Raw genomic sequence first — 25,015 nt, forward strand, 5'->3', positions numbered from 1 at the left:
ATATGGCAACAAATATGGCAACGACCGTGAGCATCGGCGAACTCGATGTCTTCGAGTGTCCGCTCGATGGCGTGAACCAGATCGAAGCATCGGCGGGGACAGGGAAGACCTGGAACATCTGCGCGCTTTATGTCCGGCTGCTGCTCGAAAAGAAGCTCGCCGCCGACGCGATTCTCGTCGTCACGTTCACGAAGGCGGCGACGGCCGAATTGCACGAACGCATCCGTTCGCGGCTCGTGCAGATCGCGCATGCAATGGAAACAGGCGACGCGGCGGGTGACGCATTCATCGAGCGCCTGTTCGAAACGACGCTCGAGCGTGTCGATCCGGAAGAAGCGCTCAAGCGTATCCGGATTGCGCTGCACACGTTCGATCAGGCCGCTATCCACACCATTCACGCGTTCTGCCAGCGCGCGCTGCAAGAGGCGCCGTTTGCGGCAACCATGCCGTTCGCGTTCGAACTCGAAGCCGACGACAGCGCGTTGCGTTTCGAAATGGCGGCAGACTTCTGGCGTGAACGGGTCGAGCCCGCCGCGGCGCGTGACTCGTCATTCGCTGCGTGGCTGGTGAGCAAGGGCGCCGGGCCGGCATCGCTCGATGCACAGCTTTCGCGCCGCTTGAAAAAACCGCTGGCGGCGCTGCGCTGGGGCGAAATGGAATCAGGCGTGCGGGAAGACGCACGGGTGTTGTTCGACACGGCTTGCGCGCTCTGGCATGCAGAGCGCGCGACCATCGTGCAATTGCTCGTCGATGCCGAAGCGAAGCTCAGCAAGACCACGCACAAGCGTGCATTGATCGACGCCGCGATTGCCGCATGGTCCGATTATTTCGCCGATAACGACTGTCACGCGGCGCCCCCGAAGGAAGCGCTGAAGCTCACCGCAAGCGCGTTGAAAAAAGGCACGAAGGTGAAGAACGAGCCGCCCGCGCACGTGTTCTTCGACCATGCGGAGACGCTCGCTGCCGCCGCTGCTGCCGCGGAAGCGGCGCAGCGCGCGGCGTGGCTCGGGATCGTGCGTGAGTGGCTCGATTACGCGCCGCTCGAACTGGCGGCGCGCAAACGCACGCGTCGCGTGGTTTCGTTCGACGATCTGCTGTCGAACCTGTATCAGGCGCTCGACGCCAACCCGTGGCTCGCCGACGCGCTGCGTGCCCGCTACCCGGCTGCGTTGATCGACGAATTCCAGGATACCGATCCGCTGCAGTTCGCCATTTTCAGCAAGATCTTTGCGCCGCAGGGGCCGCTGTTTCTCGTCGGCGATCCGAAGCAGGCCATCTACAGTTTTCGCGCGGCAGATCTGCATACATATTTGAAGGCGCGTGAAGAGGCATCGGCGAGATATACGCTGGCGGTCAACCAGCGCTCGACAGCGCCGATCATCGACGCCTGCAATCGGATTTTCAGCACGAATCCGACAGCGTTCATTCTCGATGGCCTCACATATCAGCCCGTGCGCGCGGGGACGCGCGAGCGCGAACCTTTCACCGATGACACGCCGTCAGCCGCGTATTCCGATACCGCCGATTTTTGCGTGTGGCTCTTGCCGCAAGGTGAATCGGTGTTGTCGAAGACGAACGCGAACCGGCAAGCCGCCGAGGCATGCGCGGCCGAGATCGTGCGCTTGTTGCGCGGTGCGCAGGACGGCGAAGTGTTGATCGGCGAGAAGCCGTTGTCGCCGGGGCAGATTGCCGTGCTCGTGCAGACTCACCGGCAGGGCAGTCTCGTCAAGCGCGTGCTTGCGAACTGGGGCGTGGGCAGTGTGGAATTGGCGCAGGCATCGGTGTTCGGCACGCTCGACGCCGAGCAGATCGAGCGCGTGCTGGCGGCTATCGATACCCCTGGCGACCTGCGTCGCCTTCGCGCCGCGCTTGCAACCGATTGGCTCGGCCTCGATGCATCCGAGCTATGGAACATGGAGCATGGCGAGACCGTAGAAAATGCCTCCGACGCCATGAGCTGGGTCGAGCGGTTCTCGCGATACCGCATGTTGTGGCACGAGCGCGGCTTCGCGGTCATGTGGCGCACGCTCGCGCGCGAGTTGTTCATTGCGCAGCGCCTGGTGGTCGGGCCGGATGGCGAACGCCGCTTGACGAACGTCAACCATCTCGCCGAGCTGATCCAGGCGCGCGGCGCGGTGCAACCGGGCATTGCGCCGACGTTGCGCTGGCTCGCCGCGCAACGCGCGGAGCAGAGTGGGGGAGAGGACGCGCAATTGCGGCTGGAGTCGGATCGCAACCTCGTGCAGATCGTCACCGTGCATAAATCGAAGGGACTTGAATATGCGGTCGTGTTTTGCCCGTTCCTGAACGACGGCGCGTTGCGCGATCCACCGTCTTCCGGCCTTCCCGATGCCCGCGAATACCACGACGAAGGCGCAGCCGTCCTGCATTACGGCTATACCGATGAAGAAGGTGAGCGCGCTTCCGGCCTGGCGACGCGCGAGCAGGCCGCCGAGCGTGCGCGGCTGGTCTATGTGGCGCTGACGCGCGCGGTGTATCGGTGTTATGTGGTGGGCGGCGTGTACCTGATCGGCAAGTCGGCGAAGGAATCGCGGCGCAGCGTGTTGAACTGGCTGGTCGCGGGAGCGGGCCGCGAGTTCAGCGACTGGCTGGCCGCGCCGCCTGAAGAGGACAATGTGATCGGCGCCTGGCAAGCGCTCGCGACTGGATCGATTTCGGTCGAGCCGTTGCCGGTCATCGATGTCCGCGAACCGCTGGTCGTGCGCCGCGATGCTGCGTTTTCGCCCGAGCCGCGGACGAGTCGTCGTGTGCTGCGCGATAGCTGGCGTACCGCGAGCTTCAGTTCCATGATAGCGGCCGGCGCGCGCGAAGAATCGAACCAGCCGCAACCCGCCGACGAACGCCCGGACCACGACGGCCGCATCGATGCGATAGTGTCTCTCGAACCTCCGTTGCCCGAGACGCCGGTTCCACTCGATCCCGACGACATCCTCGCGTTTCCGCGCGGACCGTCGGCAGGCGAGTGTCTGCACAGGATGTACGAACTGGCGGATTTCACGGAGCCTGCGACATGGCCTGAGGCCATCAAGAAAGCCTTGCACGAACATCCCGTTCCGCTTTCCGTTTTTGACGCGCCGGAAACGGATCTCCCGTTGATGATGTCGCGCGTTCTCGCCGACACGGTGAAGACCGAACTCGTGCCGGGCATGCGGCTCGACATGATTTCGCCAAAGCGCCGCATGAACGAACTCGAATTCCTGTTCCCGGCGCAATCGCTGGATTTCGCAGCGTTGCGGCGCGTGCTCGTCGCGCACGGCTTCCCCGATGTCGCACTCGAAGCTGCAACCTTGCGCGGCTTCGTGAAGGGTTTTATCGACTTGATCGTGGAACACGAGGGGCGCTTCTGGATCGTCGACTGGAAGTCGAATCATCTTGGTCTGGCACCGGCCGATTACAGCGGTGCGTCGCTGGACGCTGCAATGGCTTCGCACGCTTACCACTTGCAGGCGCTCTTTTATGTGGTCGCGTTGCATCGCTATCTGAAGATCCGGTTGCATGAATATGCGTTCGAGCGGCACATCGGCGGGTATTTGTATTTGTTCATTCGCGGCGTGCGTCCGGATTGGCGCAATGGCAGCGACCCTGCGGGCGTGCATGTCGGCAAGCCGTCGTTTGAACTGATCGAGGCGCTCGACCGCCTGATGCAAGGAGTCGCCGCATGAACGCGCCAGATCTGAATCTCATAGCCGACGAAAGCCTGGCGCTCGCCGATGGTTTCGCGCGCAGGATCGGCGTGTTGTCGAAGCGCCTTCAACGCGATGCCGGCAACACCCGATGGGCGCAGCGCGCCGCGTTCGCCGTAAGCCGGGCGACGACGCAGGGCCATGTTTGCATTTCACTCGCCGCATTGGCGCGCCGATACGGTGACCAACCCGGCACTGTGCGCGAGGCCTTGCTCGCGAGCGGTGTTGTGTGTGATGGCGAGGAAGTGGCTGCGGACCTGTTGCCGCTCGTCATCGATTCGGGCCAGCGCATCTACCTTGCGCGTTATTTCGACTATGAACGGCGGCTCGCGCGGGCGTTGGTCGAACGGTCCAAGGCGGACTTCGCCTCAGTTGGTCCAGACGAATTGAAAGCGCGAGTGGGACGGTACTTCACCGCATCAAAGAACGCCGGCGACTGCATCGACTGGCAACGCATAGCGGCGCTGGTGGCGTTGTCGGGACGCCTGACGATCGTGAGCGGCGGACCCGGAACAGGCAAGACCACGACTGTCGTCGGCGTGCTCGCCTGTTTGCTCGACCAGGACCCCGCCTTGCGCGTGGCGCTTGCGGCACCAACGGGCAAGGCCGCGCAGCGCATGCAGGAGGCGCTGGCCGAACGCGCCGGCAGTCTGCCGCCGGAACTGGCTGCACGCCTGCCCAGCACATCGTTCACATTGCAACGGCTGCTCGGCACGCAGGTGAACGGGCGCTTCCGGCATCATCGCGATAACCCGCTTCCGTTCGATGTAATCGTGATCGACGAAGCATCCATGATCGATGTCGCGCTCGCCGCGCACTTGCTCGAAGCGGTTGCGCCGGACGCTCGCCTCATCATGCTTGGCGACAAGGATCAGTTGGCGGCCGTGGAAGCGGGCGCCGTGTTCGCGGAATTGAGCGCGCGGCTGGTTTTCAGCCAGCGCGGCGTGGAGCGGATAGCCGGGGCGTTGCCGGTGCCGGTGGAACGGTTTATCGGTGAGTTGCCGAGGGCTGAGGAGGATCAGCTATCGGTCGAGCCGGACCTCGAGCCCGCGTGGTATCCCATGCCGGAGGGCGACGCCTACGCCGAACTCGACTGGCATCCGGCCGCGCCGGCCGTCGCCATGGCGGAGGCGCAAAGCCCGCTGACTGATTGCGTGGTATGGCTGCAGCGCAATTACCGGTTCGGGCTGGAATCGGATATCGGCAGGTTGTCAGTTGCGATTCGCAGCGGTTCGGTGGACGAAGCGCTTGCGGCGTTGTGGGCCGGGGGCGATGCAACGCTCATCGATGACGCCGGCCCGCATCTCGCCGACCGTACGCTCGCGCTTCTCAACGCCGGCTTCGAACCCTACGCCCGAGCGCTCGCCGAAGCGCTGGCAACCGGAAGTGACGCAGCGCCGCTATTCGATGCCCTCAACCGCTTTCGCATACTTGCCGCAACGCGTCATGGGCCGCGTGGTGTCGATGAGATCAATGCTCGTGTGTCTGCCTGGGTTCGGGCGGCGGCTTCGGTGACATTGGCTACGGGCGCGCAATGGTTCGCCGGCCGGCCGGTGATCGTCACGCGCAATGACTATGCGCTTGGCGTATTCAACGGGGATGTCGGCATTGCGCTGCCAACACCCGGCGGCGCAATGCAGGTCTGCTTTCGCCTGGCCGATGGCTCGTTGCGCGCCATCTCGCCCGCTGCGCTGCCGCCTCACGATACGGCGTTCGCGCTGACGGTCCACAAATCGCAAGGCTCGGAGTTCGATCACGCCGCGCTCGTGTTGCCAAACGCGTTCGGCCGCGTGTTATCGCGGGAACTGGTTTATACGGCGATCACGCGCGCCCGTAGCCGCGTTGACGTGATCGGCTCGGCGGCGGTTTTTGCGCATGCGGTCCAGACGCCGACGCGGCGTGACTCGGGGCTGGCGGCACGCATTGTGGAGGCGGCATCGTGAATTACATGATCGACTATGCAATTCAGCCGAACGAAGTCGAGCTGATCGCCGTGCGCGCGCAAGGCGCGGGCGGCCAGAACGTCAACAAGGTATCCAGCGCGATCCATTTGCGCTTCGACATACGGGCGTCGTCCTTGCCCGAGTCGATCAAGATGCGGCTTCTCGCGTTGCGCGACAGCCGTATCACGCGCGACGGCGTGATCATCATCAAGTCCCAGGAGCACCGAACGCAGGACATGAATCGCGCCGCGGCGCTTGCCCGGCTCGACGAGATGGTCCAGCGTGTGAGTATCGTCCGGCGCACGCGTGTGGCGACAAAACCCACGCGTGCGTCGCAGGTGAGAAGAGTCGAAGGAAAAGTGCGCCGCGGCGCCGTGAAAGCGACGCGCGGGCGAGTGGTCGGCGATTGATCCGCCACCAAAGCTTTAATGCGGAATCATCCACGTCAGCACGTTCTGCTGCAGCCAGACGAGCACGCCGAGCAGTACCGTCAGAAGGATGGAATGCTTGAACGTCTTGGCGAACACCACGCCTTCCTTGCCTTTGAGTCCCGTCGTAGCAACGCCTGTCGAGATGTTTTGCGGCGAGATCATTTTCCCCATCACGCCGCCTGATGAATTGGTCGCGGCCATGAGGATCGGATTGAGATTGAGCTGTCGCGCGGCGACCACTTGCAGATTGCCGAAGAGCGCATTACCGGACGTGTCGCTGCCCGACAGGAACACCGCAACCCAGCCGAGGAAAGCGGAAACCAGCGGGAAAAACGCGCCCACCGACGCCACGCCCAGGCCGAGCGTGTAGTTCATCCCGGAGTAGTTCATCAGGTACGCAAGCCCGACGATCGTCGCCACGGTCATGATGGCGATGCGGGTCTGAATCCACGTGTCCGCGATCGATGCGCCGAATTCACGCGCCGGCAGCTTCACGATCAACGCGGTGATGATCGCCGCCACCAGGATAGCCGTGCCTGTGGCGAGCGGCTGGAAATCCCAGATCGCGGCATATGGCTGGTTGTAGAGCGTGATGAAGACGGCTTTGTCGAGTCCGGGCCATGCCACTTTTACATCGCCGATCATGAAGATCTTTGCCACCGTCCACACGATCACGACCACTGACACCACGATCCACGGCACCCAGCCATGTCCGCCGGAAAGTTTGCCGCGTGTCTGCGCCACGCGATCCACGTTCACCGCAAAGCGTTCATCGGGTGCGGGTTTCCAGACGCGCAGGAACGCGATCGTGAGGATCAGGGAGACGAGTGACGACAGGACATCGGTCAGCGAGTAACTAATGAAATTCGATGTCACGAATTGCGTGAGCGCGAACGTCCCGCCGGCAACCAGCAGCACCGGCCAGATCTTGAGCATGTTGCGAAAGCCCGCGTAGACACCGATCACGTAGAACGGCAGCATCAGCGCGAAGAACGGCAACTGGCGGCCGACCATCTTTGCGAGGGCATCGGTGGGAAGGTGAGTAACGGCGCCGAGCACGGTGATCGGCACGCCCAGCGCGCCGAACGCAACCGGCGCCGTGTTGAAGATCAGCGTGAACGTCAGCGCTTCCAGCGTAGGAAAGCCGAGCAGGATCAAGAGCGAACTCGTGATCGCGATCGGCGTGCCGAACCCGGAGATACCCTCGAGCAGCGCGCCAAAAGAAAAGCCGATGACAACCAGCACGATGCGCCGGTCGTTCGGCAGGTTATCGATCATCCACATGCGGAATGCTTCGAAGCGGCCGGAGCGTTGTGCAATGTTGTAGAGCAGGATGGCCGCGAAGACGATCCACATCACAGGCCAGACGGCGAACACCGCGCCGGCCGCCACAGAATCGAGAGCAAGTCCTACCGGGAAATGCCACACGCCGATCGCTATCACGATCCCGACGACGAGTCCCGCTAGAGACGCCTGCCACGCAGGTCTGCGCGCCCATCCGAGCAACACGAGCACGACAATAATGGGCAGCGCCGCCACGAGGAAAGACCAGCCGAGCGAGCCGCTGACTGGAGTCAGAATCTGGTGGAACATAACGTCTCCTGGTTCTTATTTTTCAAGGACGCGCGGCAGTTCCGATTCTGGCGATCGCGGTTGCGATCCAGACGTCAGCGCGCTTTTAACGCATTAAGTAAGTGATCGGCGAACGTGTATCGACTAAGGATAGGGCGATGTGGACAGACGTCAAGGGATGAATACCCACGGCTGTCTCGTTCTATTGAGTGGTCGGCTCTTGCACGGCGGCGCCAGGCGACGCATCTGTGGACGGCGCATCGCGCAGCACCCAGACGGAGAGTACGCCCAGGCAAGCTGCGAGCCAAAGAAGGATCAGCGTAAAGACCAGCATGATAAGGAGTCCCCTGACGGAGCGCGCGAAACGGCGCTTTCGACGGAGGCAGAAGCGAAAACCGTGCCAGATCGGCTTGAAGGGCTTTACCGGCCGAGCAACGTCGCCTTCAGACAAACCAGCCGCTACTTCGGCGCGGCTGGTGTGAAACGGTTACATCAAACGGGTAAGGTGGGACTAAGCCGAACCCTTAGTGATAATGCCCGTGGCCGCCACCGCCATGCCAGCCACCACCGCCGTGCCCACCGCCCCAGAATCCAAAGCCGATCGAAACCGCTGGACCGCCATAGCCGTATCCATAGCCATACGGATAACCGTAATACGCCGGATATGGGGCATAGACAGGGTAAGCCGGGTAGTAGGCGGGAGGTGGCGCGTAGCCTGCGGGCGGCGGCGTGGCAGAGGCATAACTGCTTGAATTCTGCTGTGCGTTTTGAGTGTTGTCGTACTGCTGCGCAGGAGCCGAACCGGAAGCCCCGTCCGGCGCCACAGGAATCTCACGTTGCGCCTGCGCCGTGCCGACCACCGGCTGACCGGCGTACGCGGGGTAGCCGGGGTAAGACGGATAGTATCCGTAAGGCACGTAGTAACAGCCGCTTAAGCTCAAGGCGCCCACGAGGGCTGCGGCTGCGAGCTTCGGGTTCATGATTCGACTCCTAGGTTGCGTAGAAACGCGATGTTCGGAACAACGAGAAACTGATACCAGGAGCCTAGCGCATCGTTGAAACGTGGGAAAGCGTTGGTGAGGCCGCGAATATTTCGACGTGTTTCATGACGATGAAACCGCATCGAATCACAAGCGGCCAATAGCCATCGGGCGCTCTCTACGAAAACTTACTTGCCAACCTGATTGCCGATAATGCCACCCGCCGCAGCTCCGCCAACGGTCGAAAGCGCGCTCCCGCCGAGGGCCGCGCCAGCCACGCCGCCTACGCCAGCGCCAACGGCAGTATCGCGTTGACGGGTGCTCATTTGATCGCAGGCGGACAGGCCGCCAAGAAGTGCGACCACGAGAGCAGCAGCGCCAATCTGTTTGATCTTGTTCATTTCAACTCTCCAAATCGATAAATCAAGAAGGTGTGACAGGTGTCGCGGAATCGGCGTGTTCTTGTCTCGCATCCTCCCCGGACGACAAAACAGGTCCCGCCGATTCTTTCAATTAGAGAGCAGAAACAGTGCCTGATCGGGTGATTCCGCAGAACAAAGCAAACGGCCCGCCACATTCGCATGTGGCGGGCCGTTTCCATTTTCATCGTGCGTGAGTTTTTAAGTCCGTTGGTAAATCTCCGAGCCTTTCTTTACGAACTCGATGGCCTTGGTCTGCATGCCTTGCTTCAACGCCTCGATATCCGACACCCCCTGTTTAGCCGCATATTCACGCACGTCCTGAGTAATTTTCATCGAGCAGAAATGCGGGCCGCACATCGAACAGAAATGCGCGACCTTGGCGGAGTCCTTCGGCAGGGTTTCGTCGTGGAATTCGCGCGCCTTGTCCGGGTCGAGGCCGAGGTTGAACTGGTCGTCCCACCGGAATTCGAAACGCGCTTTCGACAACGCATTGTCCCGCACCTGCGCGCCCGGATGACCCTTGGCCAGATCGGCGGCGTGTGCGGCGAGCTTGTACGTGATGATCCCGGTCTTCACATCGTCCTTGTTCGGCAGGCCCAGATGTTCCTTTGGCGTGACGTAGCAGAGCATGGCGGTGCCGAACCAGCCGATCATCGCGGCGCCAATGCCCGACGTGATGTGGTCGTAACCCGGCGCAATGTCGGTGGTGAGCGGCCCGAGCGTGTAGAACGGCGCTTCGTCGCACCAGTCGAGTTGCAGGTCCATGTTCTCCTTGATGAGCTGCATCGGCACATGGCCCGGACCTTCGATCATCACCTGCACGTCGTGCTTCCACGCGATCTGCGTCAGCTCGCCAAGCGTCTTCAGTTCGCCGAGCTGGGCTTCGTCGTTGGCGTCGTAGATGGACCCGGGGCGCAGGCCATCGCCGAGCGAGAAGCTGACGTCGTAGGCCTTCATGATTTCGCAGATGTCTTCGAAGTGCTCGTAGAGAAAGCTCTCCTTGTGATGCGCGAGACACCATTTCGCCATGATCGAGCCGCCGCGCGAGACGATGCCGGTCATGCGGTTCGCGGTCATCGGCACGTAGCGCAGCAAGACGCCCGCGTGAATCGTGAAATAGTCGACGCCCTGTTCGGCCTGTTCGATCAGCGTGTCGCGGAAAATTTCCCACGTCAGGTCTTCGGCCTTGCCGTTCACTTTTTCCAGCGCCTGATAGATCGGCACCGTGCCGATCGGCACCGGGCTATTGCGGATGATCCATTCCCGCGTTTCATGAATGTGCTTGCCGGTCGAGAGATCCATGACCGTGTCGCCGCCCCAGCGGATCGACCACGTCATCTTGTCGACTTCCTCGCCAATCGATGATGTCACCGCCGAATTGCCGATGTTCGCGTTGATCTTCACCAGGAAATTCCGCCCGATGATCATCGGCTCGCTTTCCGGGTGGTTGATGTTGTTCGGGATGATCGCGCGGCCGCGGGCGATCTCCTCGCGCACGAATTCGGCCGTGATTTCCTTCGGCGCACCTTCGCCGAACGCCTTGGCGCCGAAAGCCTGCCCTGGATGCTGCCGGCCCATCATTGCCGCGAGCTTTTCACCGTTCGGACCGCTTGTCCTCAGCGATTCAAGATATTCCGCGCGGCGCTGGTTCTCGCGGATCGCGACGAACTCCATTTCCGGCGTGATGATGCCCTGTCGAGCGTAGTGCATCTGCGAGACGTTCTTGCCCGCTACCGCACGGCGCGGCGTGCGGTGCAAACCCTTGAAACGCAAGTCCGCGGTGGCAGGATCGGCGGCGCGTTCGCGGCCGAAATCGCTGGAGAGGCCGCTGAGCGATTCGGTATCGCCGCGTTCTTCTATCCACGCCTGGCGCAACGCCGGCAGGCCCGAACGGATATCGATGCTGGCCTCCGGATCGGAGTAAGCGCCGGAGTTATCGTAGACATACACCGGCGGGTTTTTCTCGCTGCCGAAACTTTCGTTCGTGTCGGATTGCGTGATTTCGCGCATCGGCACGCGGATGTCGGGACGCGAGCCCGTCACGTAGATCTTGCGCGAATTGGGCAGCGGGGCGATGGCGGCGGCGTCGACGACGGCGTCAGCAGACAGGAATTTCGGGTTGGCGTTCATGCGGTTTCTCCTGTGTCGACCGGACTGGGCGCTTGGGCGCTCAGTCCGGTCCCATGCAGATGGTTGCTATGGGGACGGTGTTCCCAGCCGGCTGGCGCGCGTACAAGAAATTCGCAAGACGATCGCGGGAGGATCGAAAGCACGCACACAGTCGGCTGAGCCAAACGCTAGCAACGGGAGACCGACGAAAAAGCAGAGAGAGAAGGCGGCGGATTTGGCGAGGATGCGCGAGAAGAAACAGAAAGACCCCGGCGCGGCAAAATCCGAACGCTTCCCTGCGCTGGCATTATCCAGATCAGGTTCAAAGGGTATTTCTCACCCGCGACACACGGACAATCCCGACAGACAGATTGCGATGTGCAGCGCAGGACCCCCGCGTTAGCAGCCGCAACAATACACCCCGGCGTAGCGTGTTGGCAACCATCTGTAACGATCTCGCGAAAGCGCGCGGCGCTTACTGCATAATGGCGACCACTGCGTGCTGTCATGGTGTTTTCCCGGATGCGCCCCGAATATTTTCGTGCTGCCCGGTGTCACCTCAAGCGCGCGGCGGTTCGTGCCGGCTTTCGAGCCGGTTCCGAGCTTCGGCATGGTGATGCCCGACCCTTTTTTGCTGCTTCCGACATGTTGTTCTGCCTTGCCCGTTTTGCCGCGATATTCGAGCGGCATGCGCGCCGTTCATCGGGTCGCCGGTTCCTTCCGGCCGGATCGATGCCGGCGGTTCCGAGCATTTCTTCGGATTGGGCCGCACGGCCTGCCGATACTGCCAGCGGCGCGGAGTAACGGATGTCCACGTCGTTGCCGCCGCCGCAGTCTTCATCGACACCTGCTTCTTCGTCTTCTTCGCAGTACATTCCGCCCGCGACGCAGACTTCGGCGGACGTGTTGCCGTTTCCGCAGTCCACCGCCGATACCCAGGAGACGGGCGCGACGCAACCAGACGCTTTTTCGCCTGAAACGGCGCCGCCTCAGCGCCGTCCGTTCAACCTGCCCGGCTATTTCCCCTTCCGGCTTCCAGCAACGAGAGGCGGGCGCATTGCGCTCGCGCTGTTCGTGGTCTATCTGGTCTGGGGCTCGACCTACATGGCCGTGCACTTGTCGCTGGAAGCCTTTCCTCCGCTGATGCTTTCCGGATTGCGCAATCTGTTCGCCGGCATCGGCTTGTTCATTTTTGCGGCGCGGCGCAATCCGGTCTGGCCGAAAGCCGCCGAAGTCCGCAACGCGGCGCTGGTCGGAACGTTGCTTGTGGGTTTATCGAGCGGGATGCTCGCGTTCGGCATGCGTACGGTCGAAACCGGAACGGCCGCCGTGATGGTCGCGACCGTGCCGCTGTTTGCTACGGTCATCGCCGCCATTGCGGGGCGCAAGGTGGCGAAGGGAGAATGGGTCGCGGTCGGGCTCGGGCTGGTCGGCATTGCATTGCTCAATCATGGCGATCCGTCATCCGGTTCCACGGCAGGCAGCCTGGCTATTCTTTGCGGCGCGGTCTTCTGGGCCGGCGGCTCTCATCTCGCGAGCCGTCTCAAGCTGCCTTCGGATCTGCTGGTATCGACTGCCTTGCAGATCGGCCTGGGCGGGCTGATGGCGACCATCGTGGCGTGGGTATCTGGCGAGCGCATCGTGAGCATGGCGTTCACGCCGTTCCTGTCGTATCTCTACCTCATGCTCGTCGGTTCGATGGCTGCCTACGTGGCTTACGCATACCTGATCCGTCACACGAGCCCGATTATCGCGAGCAGTTGCATGTACGTGAATCCGGTCGTGGCCGTGGTGATCGGCGCGCTCTTCCTGGGAGAAGTGATCACGAAGTGGACCGTCATGGCGACGCTGATCATCCTGGCGAGCGTGGGGTTGTCGTTCTGGTTCGATTACAAGCGGCGCGGGCTGGTTTGAGGTTCGAGCGCAAGACGAAAAAAGAGCCTCCGAGGAGGCTCTTTTTTCACATATGCATCGCGTTCCCGGCGCGCTGAATCAATTACGCGCCGCGGTCCGTTCACATTACTCCGCGCCGTGCTTGTCGGCCGAGTTCGTGAGCGCGTTGCCCGCCTTCGAAATATCCTGGCCGGCGCCCGCCGTCGTGTTGCAACCTGCGAGTGCTGCGGTTCCTGCGATCAACAGCAAAGCGATGAGTCGAGTCATGAGCAATTCCCCTTGAGTATGCTGCAATTGATATGGGCAACTGGCCTATTGTCGATAAGCCGAAAAACCTTGCCCGAAGTCCGAATCCCGGCCATTCAGCGTATCAGCTAACACATCGTGGCTTTGGTTACGAGCGACCCTTAAAACGTCATCGCCTGAATCATGATTGGCGGCTTCGTTTCGATCGACCACACCGGTCTAAAGAATCTTAAAAAATTGGCCGTCCGCAGGCTGTAGGTGCGGATGTTTTTATCGTGTAGGCCAGCTCTGCAACTTGTGTCGGCGCTGTCCTACATGACTCAAACAGCCAATGTCACGCCGTAAAGTTGCGTACGCGGGGCATGGTCACGCGGATATCGGTGCCATGCGGTTCTCGCCGCTCGATCTCGATGCGCCCGCCGCGCGCGCTCACCCGCTGCCGCATGCCGAGAAGCCCGTGCGTATGCGTGCGCAGCAGATCCTCCGGCCGGATGCCGACGCCGTCATCGGCGACATGCATGGACACGCGCTCATCGTCGAGCGCCAATGCAATCGATACCCGCGTTGCCCGCGCGTACTTTGCGGCATTCGTGAGCGACTCCTGCGCGACGCGGAACAACGCGATCTCCACTTCCTCGCCCAGCTTGATGTCGTCTTCAGGCAACGCGAGGTCGAGCGTCCAGCCGGTGCGTTGCGCGGTCTCGTCGGCAAGGGTGCGAAGCGCCGTGACAAGCCCGAAGTTCGCGAGCACGGTCGGGCGCATGTCTTCGACGATCCGCCGCTTCAGCGCTATACCCTGATCCAGGTTGACCAATGCGCGGCCGAGTTTTTCGGCCATTGCGGGTTCCACGCTTTTCAGCTTGTTGTTGACCCAGGCAACATCCATCTTGCTTGCCGTAAGAATCGAGCCGAGTTCGTCGTGAAGTTCGCGGGCGAGTTCTGTCTTCTCGTTTTCACTCACCGATTGCAGATGCCACGCGAGCGCTTCGAGTTGGCGCGTGCGCTCGAAGACGAGCTGGTCAAGCTCTTCCTGTTGCGTGATGAGTTTCTGCTGCACGCGGTCCTGCTTGTCTAGCTGGATGCCGAGGTTGCGAAACAGAAGCAAGAACAACACGATGTTGAGCGCACACAACGCGCCCACGCAAAACGTGGAAATGCGCTGGTCGGCGCGGCTTGCATCGAGCGCGGATTGTGCGCGATTTTCCTCGTTGAGGCGCAACAGGGCGAGGGTGGTGTCGAGCGTGTCCGAGGTAGGGGCGGCCTGCGCGTTCAGGCCGGCGTTGATGCGTGCATCGAGGATGGTGCTGAGCTGCCGGAAACTGGTAAGCGCAGTATCGTCGGCCTTGCGACGGTAATAGGCGTCCAGCAATGCCACCGAGTTGCGTATGCGGGCCGCCGCAGCGTTGTAGTCCACGAGAGTCGCCGCGTCCGGCGCCGAATGGAATGCGCGCTCGTCGGCGGTGAGTGACGCAATGTCACCGTTTAGCGCCGTCAACAAGGTGGTCGCGCCTTTGGCCTCGAGCGCGGTCTCGTACTCCGCGGCGATGCGCATGCGGCCGGACTCGAGGATCACGAGACCGCCAACCGTGATCACGATGGCCACGGTCATCGCGACGGCCCAGCTCCAACGGCGCATCCAGCCGTTGATGCGCGCGTTCAGCCGGGCTGCATGGCGCGCGAAGCTTGGGGCCGGGGCCGCCTTGCTGCCGTCGTGCAAAGAGGAAGTCATAAGGATCGCCGGGTTTTTATGTAGCCAGTGTAGCTTTCCGAGTCGGTCGGGTCCGCTGAATCATTACGAAACACAGCAACCCAAGACATTTGAAAGCGTTTGTCGGCGCCGTCCTACAGCAAAACCGGCCAGCATCCAGATGGAAGCCGGCCGACTCGCCGCTACCATCCGGTCATCAAGACCAACTCTATGGGAACCGATCATGTTGAAGTGGGCATTGTTTTTCGCGATTATCGCCGTCGTTGCCGGTCTGCTCGGCTTCACCGGCGTTGCAGCGGGTGCGGCCGGGATTGCCAAGTTCCTGTTCGTGCTGTTCCTGATCGTCTGCGTGGTGTTCCTCGTGCTCGGCTTTGTAGTGACGAAGAAAATAGTCGACTAGCGCCCGCTCGTTTCTTCGACGCGGCCGGTGGGTCGCAAAGGGATTCAACGAAGCCGACTTTGCGAACCCGACGCCCGGAACGCTCCATCGGACGGAGAGGTCACCATGCTTCACTACGCCGTCATTTTCTTCGTCATTGCGATCATTGCCGCGGTGTTCGGTTTCACGGGGATTGCTGTTGGCGCCGCCGAGATCGCAAAGATTCTCTTTTACATTTTTCTCGTGGTGTTTGTCGTGACCTTACTGCTGGGTGTGTTCCGGACATGACGACCGGGCACGCCGTATGCGTGCGATAAATATAGCGACCGTAGACGCGCCGCCCAAGCCGTTACTCATCCCGGCACGCGTCGTGATCCCGTCCAATCGCTGAAATTAGAACCCCAAATCTGGAGCACATCAATGTCGAAATCGTCTGCTGTAAAAGCTGCACCGGTCCAACCCAACGAGACAGGTCAGAAGTCTGATCCGTTCGTGCTGGATGTGGAGAAGATCCGCGCCGACGCACGTCAACACATGGACGACGGTCCCGTTACATCCAGCTATGGCGCTGACAAGGATGTCGTACTGAAGCTGCTGAACGACGCGCTCGCGACCGAGATCGTGTGCACGCTGCGCTACAAGCGTCACTACTTCATGGCGAAGGGCATCCATTCGGAAGCCGTCGCGAGCGAGTTCGCCGAACATGCGACGGAAGAGCAGGAACACGCCGATACCCTCGCCGAACGCATCGTCCAGTTGGGTGGCGAGCCGAATTTCGCGCCGGACAGCCTGGCGTCGCGTTCGCATTCGGAATACAAGGAAGGCGGCAACCTTATCGACATGATTCGTGAGAATTTGATCGCCGAGCGCATCGCCATTGATACGTATCGGGAAATCATCCGGTATCTCGGCGAGAAGGATGTCACCACGCGCCGTATCTTCGAGGAGATTCTGGCAGTCGAAGAAGAACACGCCGACGACATGGCCGACCTGCTCGACGGCCTCGACGGTTGACAGGGCGTTGAAGTAACGGACGACTGAAAGCGAAAGACGGCGCGCGGCGGAATGATTTCCGCCGCGCGCCGTCAGTACAATGGTTCAAATGTAAAACGGCCGCGGGCAGCGCAGATGATTCGAGTGTTGATAGCGGACGATCACGCAATCGTGCGAAGCGGGTTTCGGCAATTCGTTGCCGACGAACCCGACATGGAAGTGGCAGGCGAAGCGTCCACCGGGGACGAGACTATCGCGCTCGTGCGTGAGAGCGCGTTCGATGTGGTGCTGCTGGACATTGCGATGCCGGATAAAAACGGCATAGACACGCTGCGCGTGATCAAGCAGATTCGCCCGGAGCAGGGTGTGCTGATGCTTTCGGGCTATCCGGAGAGCCAGTACGCCATCAACCTGCTGCGCGCCGGCGCCAATGGTTATCTGAACAAGGATGCGGCACCCGACGAAATCGTGCGCGCCATTCGCACGGTCGCGCGCGGGCACCGATACTTGTCGGAATTCATCGCCGATGCACTCGCGGACAAGCTCGAAAAGCCCGCTGCGGAGCGGCCACACGAAGCCTTATCGGAGCGCGAGTTCCAGATTTTTTGCAAGCTTGCCGGCGGACAACTGCCGACTGAAATCGCGGATGAGCTGCATTTGTCGGTGAAGACGATCAGCACGTACCGCGCGCGCGTTCTCGAAAAAATGCGCCTCGCGAATAACGCCGATCTTACGTATTACGCGATCAAGAACGGATTGATCGAGTAGGAAGCAGGAGGATGCCCGCCGTGGGCCAACAAACGATCGCCGATGAAACCAGGCTTGCACAGAAGCGGCCGCTGAGCGTGTTGCTAATCGAGGATTCGCCGTTGATCCGGCGCAGCCTCGTGGAGGCCATCGATGCGTCCGGCGAGCTGAAAGTGAGTGCCTGGGCCGATACGCCTGAAGGCGCGATTGCGCTGCTGGCTTCGGCGGCATTCGACGCGGTGATCGTCGACTTGCAGTTGAAGAGCGGCTCGGGCATCGAGGTTCTTTCTTACTTGCAACGCACCGGCATCACGGATTCAACCTTCGCAGCTGTTCTGACCAACCATGCGTTGCCGGCCTACCGCGAGCGCTGCCTGCAATACGGCGTGCGCCATTTCTTCGATAAATCCCTGGAATTCGACCGCGTGCTCGACGCGCTGCATCTTTATGCGCGCGCCCGGGACTGAGCACGTCCGGGAACGGCGTCAATCCGTGTCGGCCTGATCCGGCTTCAAGGGATATTTCGCGGCGAGCGTGGCCGGCGCGAGCCACTGGAATGTGCGCATCTGATCGCCGTCAAAGGTGCATTCCACCGCGGCCGGCACAGGGGTTTTCGTGGTCTTGATCGGTGTCGCGCCCGCTGGCGCAACTCTCAGAATGTAAGTGCCTTCCACTACCACGCGCGTCCCGCGATAGGAAACACGCGGAATCTCATAGTCGAGCTTCGGGCTGGAAGCGGGATAGGTCTCGACCATCTTCGCCTTGCATTGCTGGGCGTTCTGATACCCCGTCGTGCATCCGGCGGTACAGGCGAGAACGGCGGCAGCGGCAACCGTGTAGAGGCTTCGATGTTTCATGTGGGCTCGCGCTAATAGAGACGCTCGATGAGACGCGCAGTCTACTTCAGTCGGCGGGCATTGGCAGAATCGCCCGGAAACGATAGCAGGCACAGGCGGCAGTGGCGTCCGCCCGTCTTTCCAAAGCCGTATCGGGTGCTGGTAGCGGGGACCGGACTTGAACCGGCAAGCCGTTAGGCGGCGGATTTTAAGTCCGCTATGTTTACCAATTTCATCACCCCGCCAGGCGGACGGCATTCTACCATCGGAAGGGCGGAGGGCCAATCCGCGGTGCCGTCAACGTCACGAACTCCGGTCATCGAGTGGGCCTCCGGCGCGCCGTTTTTGCACATCGATAAACGCGTTTATCTACGTTGCGCATTGCAACAAAGACAACTGCCCGCGCACTCGTCCATGTCGCTACCGGAAAGAAACAGAAATATATTCGCGACCGGGTGCATCCGTTTCATCTCAGGCCCGCGTATTTAGCTACGTGAAGATCAGCCGTCCTGATGGCATCAGGGCTTCATCGCTCCGGCCTGTCTTCATTACCTCATCCTCATGTCTCATGCATCACGGCTCCTTGTTGCAAGGTGCAGCCGCTGCTTTAACTCGGCTGTGCACTTCGAATGGCGCCGTACGGTTAATTACTCAATATGCAGGAAAGGAGATAGTCATGGCAGAAGAAATTGCGATCCTCGATATCCTCGAACGCCGCGCCAATAAGTTGGCCAAACGCCGGCAGTTCTTCAGGAGCGCAGGCGGGCTGGGATTGGGGCTCGTCGGCGGCACGATACTCGGCGCATGCGGCGGCAGTTCAGGCGACAATGCCAACGCTCAGACAGGCCCGAGCGATGCGGACATTCTCAACTTCGCGCTCAACCTCGAATACCTCGAAGCAAGCTTCTACGCCTACGCCGTGACGGGCGCAGGGCTGCCGGCCAACCTGATGAGCGGCGCGGGCACGCCCGGCACGGTCATCCCGGGGCAGAAGGTCGACTTCACCGGCGACCCGCTGGTCGGCGCCTACGCCGCTGAAATCGCGCGTGACGAGCTCGAGCACGTTACCTTTTTGCGCACGGCACTCGGCGCCTCCGCGGTCGCAATGCCGGCGCTTGACGTAGGCGGCACGAGCGCGACGGGGGCATTTTCAATCGCGGCGCAAGCAGCCGGCGTGATCGGCCCGGGCCAGGTCTTCAATCCGTACTCGAGCCCGACGAACTTCCTGATCGGCGCGTTCATCTTCGAAGATGTCGGCGTAACGGCGTACAAAGGTGCGTCGCCGCTGATCACGAACAAGACGTACCTGGAAGCGGCAGCCGGCATTCTCGCGGCCGAGGCTTACCACGCAGGTCTGGTTCGCACAGTGCTGTTCTCGCGCGGCATGACGACGCCTTCTATCTATACGACCGTGCAACAGATCTCCGACGCCCGCGATTCGCTCGATAGCTCGACAGATGTAGACCAGGGCATCACCGGCGCAACGGCGGGAAGCTCGAACATCGTGCCGCTCGATGCCAACGGTCTTGCATTCAGCCGCAGTTATGACGATGTCCTGAATATCGTGTACCTGAACAAGGGTGCAGTGACGCAGGGCGGGTTCTTCCCGGCCGGTGTGAACGGCACGCTGCACATGAGCAGCGCGTTCGTCTGAGCGTTAAGGAACTTGGGGTGGGTGAAGCGGGCGGCGCCGGTTCTCGCATGTGGGGTCATGCGGAACCCGGCGCCTCTTCGGTCATTGGATAGCTCAAAAGATTTCAGGAGAAGACCATGAAAAACGTTTCTATCGGCGCCTGGCGCGAGCGCACGCGGATCGGGATCGGCCTGTCGATCATCGCGGCCGGTGCCGGCTTGCAGCTGCTCCAGTGGCTTCATACATCGATGCCTGGATAAATACCCCCACCTTTCCCTCGTTCACACCAAATCGACAACACTGTGCCGCTCACGCATAATTTGCAGCGCGCAGTTGCGGCGCCATGCAGCCATGCTGCGTGTCCAGGTCGGTTCAAGTCGTGTAACGGGAGAGGGCGAAGATGGGTACGAACCGGATCGAAGCGTTCAGCGACGGCGTGATCGCCATCATCATCACGATCATGGTGCTGGAACTCAAGGTGCCGCACGGCGCCGACCTTGCCGCGCTAGGCACGTTGATCCCTGTTTTCTGCGCTTATGTCCTGAGCTTCGTCTACGTCGGGATCTACTGGAACAATCATCATCACCTGATGCATGCGGCAAAACGCGTCAACGGCAGCGTGCTGTGGGCAAACCTGCACGTGTTGTTCTGGTTGTCGCTGTTTCCGTTCACTACCAACTGGATGGGTGAAAACCACCTTGCGTCCTGGCCGACCGCACTCTACGGCTTCGATCTCTTCATGACGGCAGTCGCGTGGTATATCCTCACGCGCACGCTGATCGGCTTGCACGGCGCCAACTCCATGCTCGAGCGTGCGATCGGGGCGGACTTCAAAGGCAAGCTCTCGGTGGTCCTCTACCTCATCGCGATTGCCGCGTCCTTCTGGGAACCCTGGATCGCTGCCGCCCTGTACGCGATCGTCGCTGTCGTCTGGCTCGTGCCCGATCGCCGTGTGGAAAAAGTGCTGATGACCGAGGAGCCGTAAGAGCGGCTCCTGCCAGCATGAACGGTGCTACGCTTCGGGCATGAAGTCCTGAGAGCGAAGCCCATGTCATCAAATGCGATACGCATCGGCGTAATCTCCGATACCCACAACCTCGTGCGCCCCGAAGCGCTTCACGCGCTGCAAAGCTGCGAGCACATCATTCACGCGGGCGACATCTGCAACCCTGCCGTGCTGGACGCGCTCAACGCGCTTGCACCCGTCACCGCAGTGCGCGGCAACAATGATTCGGGCGTGCAGATCGATGACCTTCCCGAAGCGGTGACGCTGCGTTTGGGCGAGACATCGATTCATGTCGTGCACGATATAGCGGATGTCCCGCGACGGCTCGACGGTGTCGATGTCGTCATCACGGGCCATTCGCACAAGCCGCTGGTCGAGCGTCGCGGTGCGACGCTATTCGTCAACCCCGGGAGCGCCGGACCACGCCGCTTCAAATTGCCAATAACGCTTGGGATCATGGTCATCGAAAGCGGCGAGGTGAAAGTGGAGATCGTGACGCTGGTCGAGTGAAGCCATCGGAATAAAAAGAGGCCGTTCCCAACCAGGAACGGCCTCTTTGTCTTAGCTGGCGTGGATCAGCCCCGATCAGGCGTGAGCGGTTGTATCCGGCAAACGCTCATCCATCTCTGCAGCCTGCTTTGCGCCGCGCAACACAGCATGGGCTTCCGAGCGCGAACCGACCGACGGCGGCGAGCCCTTCAGCGGCTTCCTCGCGGTCTCATGCAGCGCGATCACCGAAACGATTCCGATCAACGACGCACCCATCAGGTAGTACGCGGGCATCATCAGATTTCCCGTCGATGAAACCAGCCACGCCGTCACGAGCGGGGTCGTACCGCCGAACAGCGAAACCGAAACATTGAAGCCGATTGCGAGCGCGCCATAGCGGATCTTGGTCGGGAACAACGCAGGCAGTGCTGAAGGCATCGCGCCCGTAAAGCACGACAGCAACACGCCAAGGATCAGCATGCCGCTGAAAATCGGCATCACGTTGCCCATGCGGATCAGCGTGAGCGCGGGCATGGACAGCACCAGAAGTCCGACGCACCCAAACAGCAGCACCGGCTTGCGGCCAATCTTGTCGGAGAGATGGCCGGCGAAAAGCGTCATCGGCATCATCAGCACCATCACGATCAACACGACGAACAGCCCATGCGTTTCGTTGAACTTGAGCGTGGCGGAAAGATAACTCGGCAGATAAGACAGCGCCATGTAGTCAGTGACGTTGAAGATCAGCACGAGTCCCACGCATTGCAGCATCGGCTTCCAGTTCTTCACGAGCATGTCGCGAAACTGATCCTTCGGCGTGCTGTGCGCTTCGGTCTCGCGCTTGTCGGCTTCACGCTGGAACGCAGGCGTTTCTTCGAGCTTCAGACGGATATACAAGCCGATCAGACCAAGCGGTCCGGCGATCAGGAACGGGATACGCCAGCCCCATGAAAGCAGCGATTGCTCCGACATGGTCGCGGTCAGGACCGCAACGCAGCCCGCGCCGAGCACGTAACCCACGAGGGTGCCGAATTCCAGGAAGCTGCCAAGGAACCCGCGCCGTTTATCCGGCGCAAATTCCGCGATGAAGGTCGCCGCGCCGCCGTATTCGCCGCCGGTCGAAAAGCCCTGCAGCAGGCGAGCAGCCAGCAAAAGAATGGGCGCGAAGATGCCGATGGTGCCGTAATCAGGAATCAAGCCGATACAGAACGTCCCGATAGCCATCATGATCATCGTCATCGCGAGCACGCGCTTGCGGCCGATGCGGTCGCCCAGCGGCCCGAACACCATGCCGCCGATCGGACGCACGAGGAATGCCGCAGCGAACGTGCCGAACGTGGCGATCAATTGCGCGCCGGGATTGCTTGAAGGAAAGAACACCTTGCCGAGCGTCACCGCGATGTAGCTGTACACGCCGAAATCGAACCATTCCATCGCATTGCCGATCGCCATGGCGCCGACGGCGCGCTTGAGGAGGCCCTTATCGACGATGGTGATATCGGCAAGCGACAGGTCTTTCTCGGGTTGGGGTTGTCGCCAGAGGCCGTCGTTCGGTGTTGCCATGAAGAGAAGCTCCAGGTGTGTCGCCGATCCATTGGGGGACGGATCGGCGGGTGCGCTATGCGCACGTTGCCGGGGAAAGTGCAGTTTCGCGACGAGGCGAGGCGTCAGTTCATGAAGAAGCCGAAGGCTGGTCGCACACCGAACGCGTCGGAATGCTCAGAGCAAAGCCTATGCCTCGCAACGATGGTCGCGAAATGGCACTTCGTGGGTACTGCTTGAATTGATGGCTGGACGCAACGAAACCCGTTCAGACGCGGCGCATGATGCGCGGCGGTACGGCTTTGCTGTGTCACGGACGGAAGAGGCTTGGGAACAGCATCCACGGACAGACCATGACCCGTGGAAGCCTCGACAATCACTCGCCGGTATCTCTTAAATGACGCTTGGGGCAAAGGGCTCAGCTACTCGGAAGGCTCTTTGCATCTAGTTCAGTCGTGAGAAATTGACTTTGAATTGCTATTGGAAAGAAGGAGATGATAGCACGATGCAAGACGATGCGCAAACCGCCTGCCCTCGCGCGGCATTTGGAGCGTTCTATCTGGTGCATGGTGGAAACGAAAAAGCCGGTCTTTGGAAGACCGGCTCTTCTAAGCCGAACGGTAGTCCCGTCTCAGCTTTGCGCTGGCGGAACATAGCCTTGAGCGGTGTCCGCGCCTTCACCGAAGAAGTACTTTTCCGTCTGCTTGAGCAGGTACTGACGCGCCCGCGGATCGGCCATGTTCAGGCGGTTTTCGTTGATCAGCATGGTTTGCTGCTTGAGCCAGCCTTGCCAGGCTTCCTTCGATACCGTTTCATAAATCCGCTTGCCGAGTTCGCCCGGCAGCGGGGGGAAGTCGAGTCCTTCGGCTTCCTTGCCGAGTTTTGCGCATTGAACCATTCGGGCCATCTGTCATTCTCCTGTAGCGGGTTATCTGGACGATTCGTTCAGGCGGCGCATGGGTTGCGCGGCGACCGGATCGAAGCGTCTGTAAATGGAGTGCTTAAAGCTGCTTCATCAGCACGAGCGATTTGCGCTGCCAGTTATAAAGGCGGCGCCGGTCTTCAGGCAGGTCGTCAACGGTCACCTTCACGAAACCGCGCTTGAGAAACCAGTGCTCCGTGCGCGTGGTCAGCACGAAAATATGCGTGAGGCCGCGAGCGCGTGCGCGTTGTTCCACGCGCTTGAGCAGCCGTTCGCCGTCGCCCGCGCCTTGTGCTTCCGGCGAGACGGTCAGGCAAGCCATTTCGCCGATACGTTCCTGCGTGTACGGATACAGAGCCACGCAGCCAAACAGCACGCCATCGTGCTCGATCACCGAAAAATGATCGATATCGCGTTCAATCTGGTGCCGGCCACGCCGCACCAGCGTGCCGTCCATTTCCAGCGGCTCGATCAGCGTCAGGATCCCGCCGACGTCATCCGGCGTGGCTTCCCGCAGGCTTTCCAGATTCTCGTACGAGATCATGGTGCCGACGCCGTCGTGCAGGAACAATTCCAGCAGGACGCTGCCGTCGAGCGCGTAAGGGATGATGTGCGCGCGCGCCACGCCGCCGCGGCACGCACGAATGGTGTGTTTGAGGTAAAACGCCGCGTCGCCCTGCAGTTCGCCGCTTTCGTGCAAACGATAAGCGTCATCGAGCGACATTTCGCGCACGAGTTCGCCGTTTTCATCGACGAGGCCCGGTGTTTCGGTCAGGAAAATGATCTTGTCGGCACGCAACGCGATCGCCGCCGCCGAAGCGACATCTTCCATCGATAGATTGAACGCTTCGCCCGTTGGCGAGAATCCGAGCGGGGAGAGCAGGACCAGCTTGTTGCTGGTGAGCGAGTGGCGAATCGAATCGCCGTCGATCTTGCGGACCACGCCGGTGTGCTGGAAATCGACGCCATCCAGAATGCCGACTGGACGCGCCGTCACGAAATTGCCCGATACCACGCTGATGTGCGCGTGAGCCATCGGCGTGTTGGGCAAGCCCTGGCTGATCGCCGCTTCAATGTCCAGGCGCACTTCGCCGGCGGCTTCCTTCGCGGATTCGAGCGCGCGGGCGTCGGTGATGCGCAAGCCGTGCGAAAACTCCGACTCCACCCCGTGCAGATTCAACTGCTCTTCTACCTGGGGTCGCGATCCGTGCACGAGCACGACGTGAATACCCATGGCGTGCAACAACCCGACGTCCTGGACGAGTGCGTTCAGCCTGCCTTCCTGCACCAGCTCGCCGCCGAACGCGACCACGAAGGTCTTGTTTCGGAACGCGTGGATATAAGGGGCGACGGAACGCATCCAGTCGACAAACTGGGCGTGTTGATCAGGCGCTTCTGGCTCGGCGGAAACCGGCGGCTGCGCGGCGGGGAGGTCGGTCTGAGTATTCATGCCGGGATTA

The 25,015-nt window shown here is 61.2% G+C and carries 24 protein-coding genes, 1 tRNA gene and 1 riboswitch; of the genes, 13 read left to right on the forward strand and 12 right to left on the reverse strand.

All coding sequences use genetic code 11. From position 1 onward, the window contains the following. The first annotated feature begins 14 nt into the window (after positions 1–14). From recB to arfB, 3 genes are read left to right on the forward strand one after another with little or no spacing between them, the layout of a single operon-like run. On the forward strand, positions 15–3,683 hold the full coding sequence (gene recB / locus AX768_RS04885; RefSeq protein ID WP_231941323.1) for an exodeoxyribonuclease V subunit beta: 3,669 nt from the start codon (positions 15–17) through the stop codon (positions 3,681–3,683). Beyond that, positions 3,680–5,647, forward strand: a complete 1,968-nt coding sequence (locus AX768_RS04890; RefSeq protein ID WP_061999014.1) for an AAA family ATPase — start codon at positions 3,680–3,682, stop codon at positions 5,645–5,647. The genes recB and AX768_RS04890 overlap by 4 nt, the downstream gene beginning before the upstream one ends. Positions 5,648–5,652: 5 nt before the next feature. Beyond that, positions 5,653–6,057: an alternative ribosome rescue aminoacyl-tRNA hydrolase ArfB gene (gene arfB / locus AX768_RS04895; RefSeq protein ID WP_062000790.1), complete on the forward strand. Its 405-nt coding sequence runs from the start codon at positions 5,653–5,655 to the stop codon at positions 6,055–6,057. A 15-nt stretch (positions 6,058–6,072) separates the two neighbouring features. Here the strand turns inward: arfB and AX768_RS04900 are convergent, their stop codons facing one another. The 5 genes from AX768_RS04900 to AX768_RS32625 all read right to left on the reverse strand — a co-directional run bounded on the left by AX768_RS04900 (position 6,073) and on the right by AX768_RS32625 (position 11,851). Then, positions 6,073–7,671, reverse strand: a complete 1,599-nt coding sequence (locus AX768_RS04900; protein WP_061999015.1) for an L-lactate permease — start codon at positions 7,669–7,671, stop codon at positions 6,073–6,075. Positions 7,672–8,174: 503 nt separating this feature from the next. After that, a complete protein-coding gene (locus AX768_RS04905; protein ID WP_061999016.1) occupies positions 8,175–8,630 on the reverse strand; it encodes a hypothetical protein in 456 nt (151 codons plus the stop codon). 188 nt (positions 8,631–8,818) lie between these two features. After that, positions 8,819–9,031, reverse strand: a complete 213-nt coding sequence (locus AX768_RS04910) for a glycine zipper 2TM domain-containing protein (protein ID WP_061999017.1) — start codon at positions 9,029–9,031, stop codon at positions 8,819–8,821. Between the two features lie 219 nt (positions 9,032–9,250). Then, the gene (thiC, locus tag AX768_RS04915; RefSeq protein WP_061999018.1) at positions 9,251–11,182 is read right to left on the reverse strand and encodes a phosphomethylpyrimidine synthase ThiC; all 1,932 of its coding nucleotides are present in this window, start codon (positions 11,180–11,182) and stop codon (positions 9,251–9,253) included. Between the two features lie 254 nt (positions 11,183–11,436). After that, a riboswitch (TPP riboswitch) is annotated at positions 11,437–11,567 on the reverse strand. Continuing rightward, on the reverse strand, positions 11,561–11,851 hold the full coding sequence (locus tag AX768_RS32625) for a hypothetical protein (RefSeq protein ID WP_143325693.1): 291 nt from the start codon (positions 11,849–11,851) through the stop codon (positions 11,561–11,563). (Overlaps the previous riboswitch by 7 nt.) Before the next feature lie 117 nt (positions 11,852–11,968). Between AX768_RS32625 and AX768_RS04925 the strand changes: the two genes are divergently transcribed. Then, positions 11,969–13,075 carry an EamA family transporter gene (locus AX768_RS04925; RefSeq protein ID WP_082778750.1) on the forward strand — a complete coding sequence of 369 codons (1,107 nt, stop codon included), beginning with the start codon at positions 11,969–11,971 and terminating at the stop codon, positions 13,073–13,075. 105 nt (positions 13,076–13,180) lie between these two features. On the opposite strand, the gene AX768_RS04930 is transcribed toward AX768_RS04925, so the two are convergent. Then, a complete protein-coding gene (locus AX768_RS04930; RefSeq protein WP_056352444.1) occupies positions 13,181–13,321 on the reverse strand; it encodes an entericidin A/B family lipoprotein in 141 nt (46 codons plus the stop codon). Positions 13,322–13,634: 313 nt separating this feature from the next. Beyond that, positions 13,635–15,029 (reverse strand): sensor histidine kinase, encoded by a 1,395-nt coding sequence (locus tag AX768_RS04935; protein WP_061999020.1) that lies wholly within the window; start codon positions 15,027–15,029, stop codon positions 13,635–13,637. A gap of 202 nt (positions 15,030–15,231) precedes the next feature. Here AX768_RS04935 and AX768_RS31880 point away from each other — a divergent pair, with 202 nt between their 5' ends. The 5 genes from AX768_RS31880 to AX768_RS04950 all read left to right on the forward strand — a co-directional run bounded on the left by AX768_RS31880 (position 15,232) and on the right by AX768_RS04950 (position 17,594). Then, entirely contained in the window at positions 15,232–15,408 is a 177-nt protein-coding gene (locus AX768_RS31880) for a DUF1328 family protein (protein ID WP_075360549.1), read from the forward strand. A gap of 105 nt (positions 15,409–15,513) precedes the next feature. Next, positions 15,514–15,675, forward strand: coding sequence for a DUF1328 domain-containing protein (locus AX768_RS31885; RefSeq protein WP_069638345.1), 162 nt, complete (start codon positions 15,514–15,516; stop codon positions 15,673–15,675). Positions 15,676–15,807: 132 nt separating this feature from the next. Further along, entirely contained in the window at positions 15,808–16,401 is a 594-nt protein-coding gene (locus AX768_RS04940; RefSeq protein WP_061999021.1) for a ferritin-like domain-containing protein, read from the forward strand. A 114-nt stretch (positions 16,402–16,515) separates the two neighbouring features. Beyond that, complete coding sequence (locus AX768_RS04945) at positions 16,516–17,148, forward strand: response regulator (protein WP_061999022.1); 633 nt, start codon at positions 16,516–16,518, stop codon at positions 17,146–17,148. A 20-nt stretch (positions 17,149–17,168) separates the two neighbouring features. Then, positions 17,169–17,594 carry a response regulator gene (locus AX768_RS04950; protein ID WP_231941324.1) on the forward strand — a complete coding sequence of 142 codons (426 nt, stop codon included), beginning with the start codon at positions 17,169–17,171 and terminating at the stop codon, positions 17,592–17,594. Between the two features lie 18 nt (positions 17,595–17,612). Here AX768_RS04950 and AX768_RS04955 read toward each other — a convergent pair whose 3' ends face one another. Continuing rightward, entirely contained in the window at positions 17,613–17,984 is a 372-nt protein-coding gene (locus AX768_RS04955; protein ID WP_061999024.1) for a hypothetical protein, read from the reverse strand. 139 nt (positions 17,985–18,123) lie between these two features. Then, positions 18,124–18,208, reverse strand: a tRNA-Leu gene (locus AX768_RS04960). A gap of 431 nt (positions 18,209–18,639) precedes the next feature. Between AX768_RS04960 and AX768_RS04965 the strand changes: the two genes are divergently transcribed. The 4 genes from AX768_RS04965 (at position 18,640) to AX768_RS04975 (ending at position 21,112) form a co-directional block, all read left to right on the forward strand. Next, positions 18,640–19,617, forward strand: a complete 978-nt coding sequence (locus AX768_RS04965; protein ID WP_061999025.1) for a ferritin-like domain-containing protein — start codon at positions 18,640–18,642, stop codon at positions 19,615–19,617. Between the two features lie 116 nt (positions 19,618–19,733). Beyond that, positions 19,734–19,856 (forward strand): hypothetical protein, encoded by a 123-nt coding sequence (locus tag AX768_RS34090; RefSeq protein ID WP_257722382.1) that lies wholly within the window; start codon positions 19,734–19,736, stop codon positions 19,854–19,856. 140 nt (positions 19,857–19,996) lie between these two features. Further along, positions 19,997–20,581 carry a TMEM175 family protein gene (locus AX768_RS04970; RefSeq protein WP_061999026.1) on the forward strand — a complete coding sequence of 195 codons (585 nt, stop codon included), beginning with the start codon at positions 19,997–19,999 and terminating at the stop codon, positions 20,579–20,581. Between the two features lie 63 nt (positions 20,582–20,644). Further along, the gene (locus AX768_RS04975) at positions 20,645–21,112 is read left to right on the forward strand and encodes a metallophosphoesterase family protein (protein ID WP_061999027.1); all 468 of its coding nucleotides are present in this window, start codon (positions 20,645–20,647) and stop codon (positions 21,110–21,112) included. Between the two features lie 75 nt (positions 21,113–21,187). Here AX768_RS04975 and proP read toward each other — a convergent pair whose 3' ends face one another. From proP to argA, 3 genes are all read right to left on the reverse strand, one after another. Then, complete coding sequence (proP, locus tag AX768_RS04980; protein WP_061999028.1) at positions 21,188–22,654, reverse strand: glycine betaine/L-proline transporter ProP; 1,467 nt, start codon at positions 22,652–22,654, stop codon at positions 21,188–21,190. Positions 22,655–23,264: 610 nt separating this feature from the next. Continuing rightward, entirely contained in the window at positions 23,265–23,540 is a 276-nt protein-coding gene (locus AX768_RS04985) for an oxidative damage protection protein (RefSeq protein ID WP_061999029.1), read from the reverse strand. A 94-nt stretch (positions 23,541–23,634) separates the two neighbouring features. Continuing rightward, on the reverse strand, positions 23,635–25,005 hold the full coding sequence (gene argA, locus AX768_RS04990) for an amino-acid N-acetyltransferase (RefSeq protein ID WP_062000792.1): 1,371 nt from the start codon (positions 25,003–25,005) through the stop codon (positions 23,635–23,637). Positions 25,006–25,015 lie beyond the last annotated feature (10 nt).

It is taken from the genome of Burkholderia sp. PAMC 28687 (assembly GCF_001577465.1).
Lineage (GTDB): Bacteria > Pseudomonadota > Gammaproteobacteria > Burkholderiales > Burkholderiaceae > Caballeronia.

Excerpts from the sequence above, each read along its gene's own strand:
- recB (WP_231941323.1), top strand. The coding sequence starts at position 15 with ATGGCAACGACCGTGAGCATCGGCGAACTCGATGTCTTCGAGTGTCCG.
- AX768_RS04890 (WP_061999014.1), top strand. The coding sequence starts at position 3,680 with ATGAACGCGCCAGATCTGAATCTCATAGCCGACGAAAGCCTGGCGCTC.
- arfB (WP_062000790.1), top strand. The coding sequence starts at position 5,653 with ATGATCGACTATGCAATTCAGCCGAACGAAGTCGAGCTGATCGCCGTG.
- AX768_RS04900 (WP_061999015.1), bottom strand. The coding sequence starts at position 7,671 with ATGTTCCACCAGATTCTGACTCCAGTCAGCGGCTCGCTCGGCTGGTCT.
- AX768_RS04905 (WP_061999016.1), bottom strand. The coding sequence starts at position 8,630 with ATGAACCCGAAGCTCGCAGCCGCAGCCCTCGTGGGCGCCTTGAGCTTA.
- AX768_RS04910 (WP_061999017.1), bottom strand. The coding sequence starts at position 9,031 with ATGAACAAGATCAAACAGATTGGCGCTGCTGCTCTCGTGGTCGCACTT.
- thiC (WP_061999018.1), bottom strand. The coding sequence starts at position 11,182 with ATGAACGCCAACCCGAAATTCCTGTCTGCTGACGCCGTCGTCGACGCC.
- AX768_RS32625 (WP_143325693.1), bottom strand. The coding sequence starts at position 11,851 with ATGCCGCTCGAATATCGCGGCAAAACGGGCAAGGCAGAACAACATGTC.
- AX768_RS04925 (WP_082778750.1), top strand. The coding sequence starts at position 11,969 with ATGTCCACGTCGTTGCCGCCGCCGCAGTCTTCATCGACACCTGCTTCT.
- AX768_RS04930 (WP_056352444.1), bottom strand. The coding sequence starts at position 13,321 with ATGACTCGACTCATCGCTTTGCTGTTGATCGCAGGAACCGCAGCACTC.
- AX768_RS04935 (WP_061999020.1), bottom strand. The coding sequence starts at position 15,029 with ATGACTTCCTCTTTGCACGACGGCAGCAAGGCGGCCCCGGCCCCAAGC.
- AX768_RS31880 (WP_075360549.1), top strand. The coding sequence starts at position 15,232 with ATGTTGAAGTGGGCATTGTTTTTCGCGATTATCGCCGTCGTTGCCGGT.
- AX768_RS31885 (WP_069638345.1), top strand. The coding sequence starts at position 15,514 with ATGCTTCACTACGCCGTCATTTTCTTCGTCATTGCGATCATTGCCGCG.
- AX768_RS04940 (WP_061999021.1), top strand. The coding sequence starts at position 15,808 with ATGTCGAAATCGTCTGCTGTAAAAGCTGCACCGGTCCAACCCAACGAG.
- AX768_RS04945 (WP_061999022.1), top strand. The coding sequence starts at position 16,516 with ATGATTCGAGTGTTGATAGCGGACGATCACGCAATCGTGCGAAGCGGG.
- AX768_RS04955 (WP_061999024.1), bottom strand. The coding sequence starts at position 17,984 with ATGAAACATCGAAGCCTCTACACGGTTGCCGCTGCCGCCGTTCTCGCC.
- AX768_RS04965 (WP_061999025.1), top strand. The coding sequence starts at position 18,640 with ATGGCAGAAGAAATTGCGATCCTCGATATCCTCGAACGCCGCGCCAAT.
- AX768_RS34090 (WP_257722382.1), top strand. The coding sequence starts at position 19,734 with ATGAAAAACGTTTCTATCGGCGCCTGGCGCGAGCGCACGCGGATCGGG.
- AX768_RS04970 (WP_061999026.1), top strand. The coding sequence starts at position 19,997 with ATGGGTACGAACCGGATCGAAGCGTTCAGCGACGGCGTGATCGCCATC.
- AX768_RS04975 (WP_061999027.1), top strand. The coding sequence starts at position 20,645 with ATGTCATCAAATGCGATACGCATCGGCGTAATCTCCGATACCCACAAC.
- proP (WP_061999028.1), bottom strand. The coding sequence starts at position 22,654 with ATGGCAACACCGAACGACGGCCTCTGGCGACAACCCCAACCCGAGAAA.
- AX768_RS04985 (WP_061999029.1), bottom strand. The coding sequence starts at position 23,540 with ATGGCCCGAATGGTTCAATGCGCAAAACTCGGCAAGGAAGCCGAAGGA.
- argA (WP_062000792.1), bottom strand. The coding sequence starts at position 25,005 with ATGAATACTCAGACCGACCTCCCCGCCGCGCAGCCGCCGGTTTCCGCC.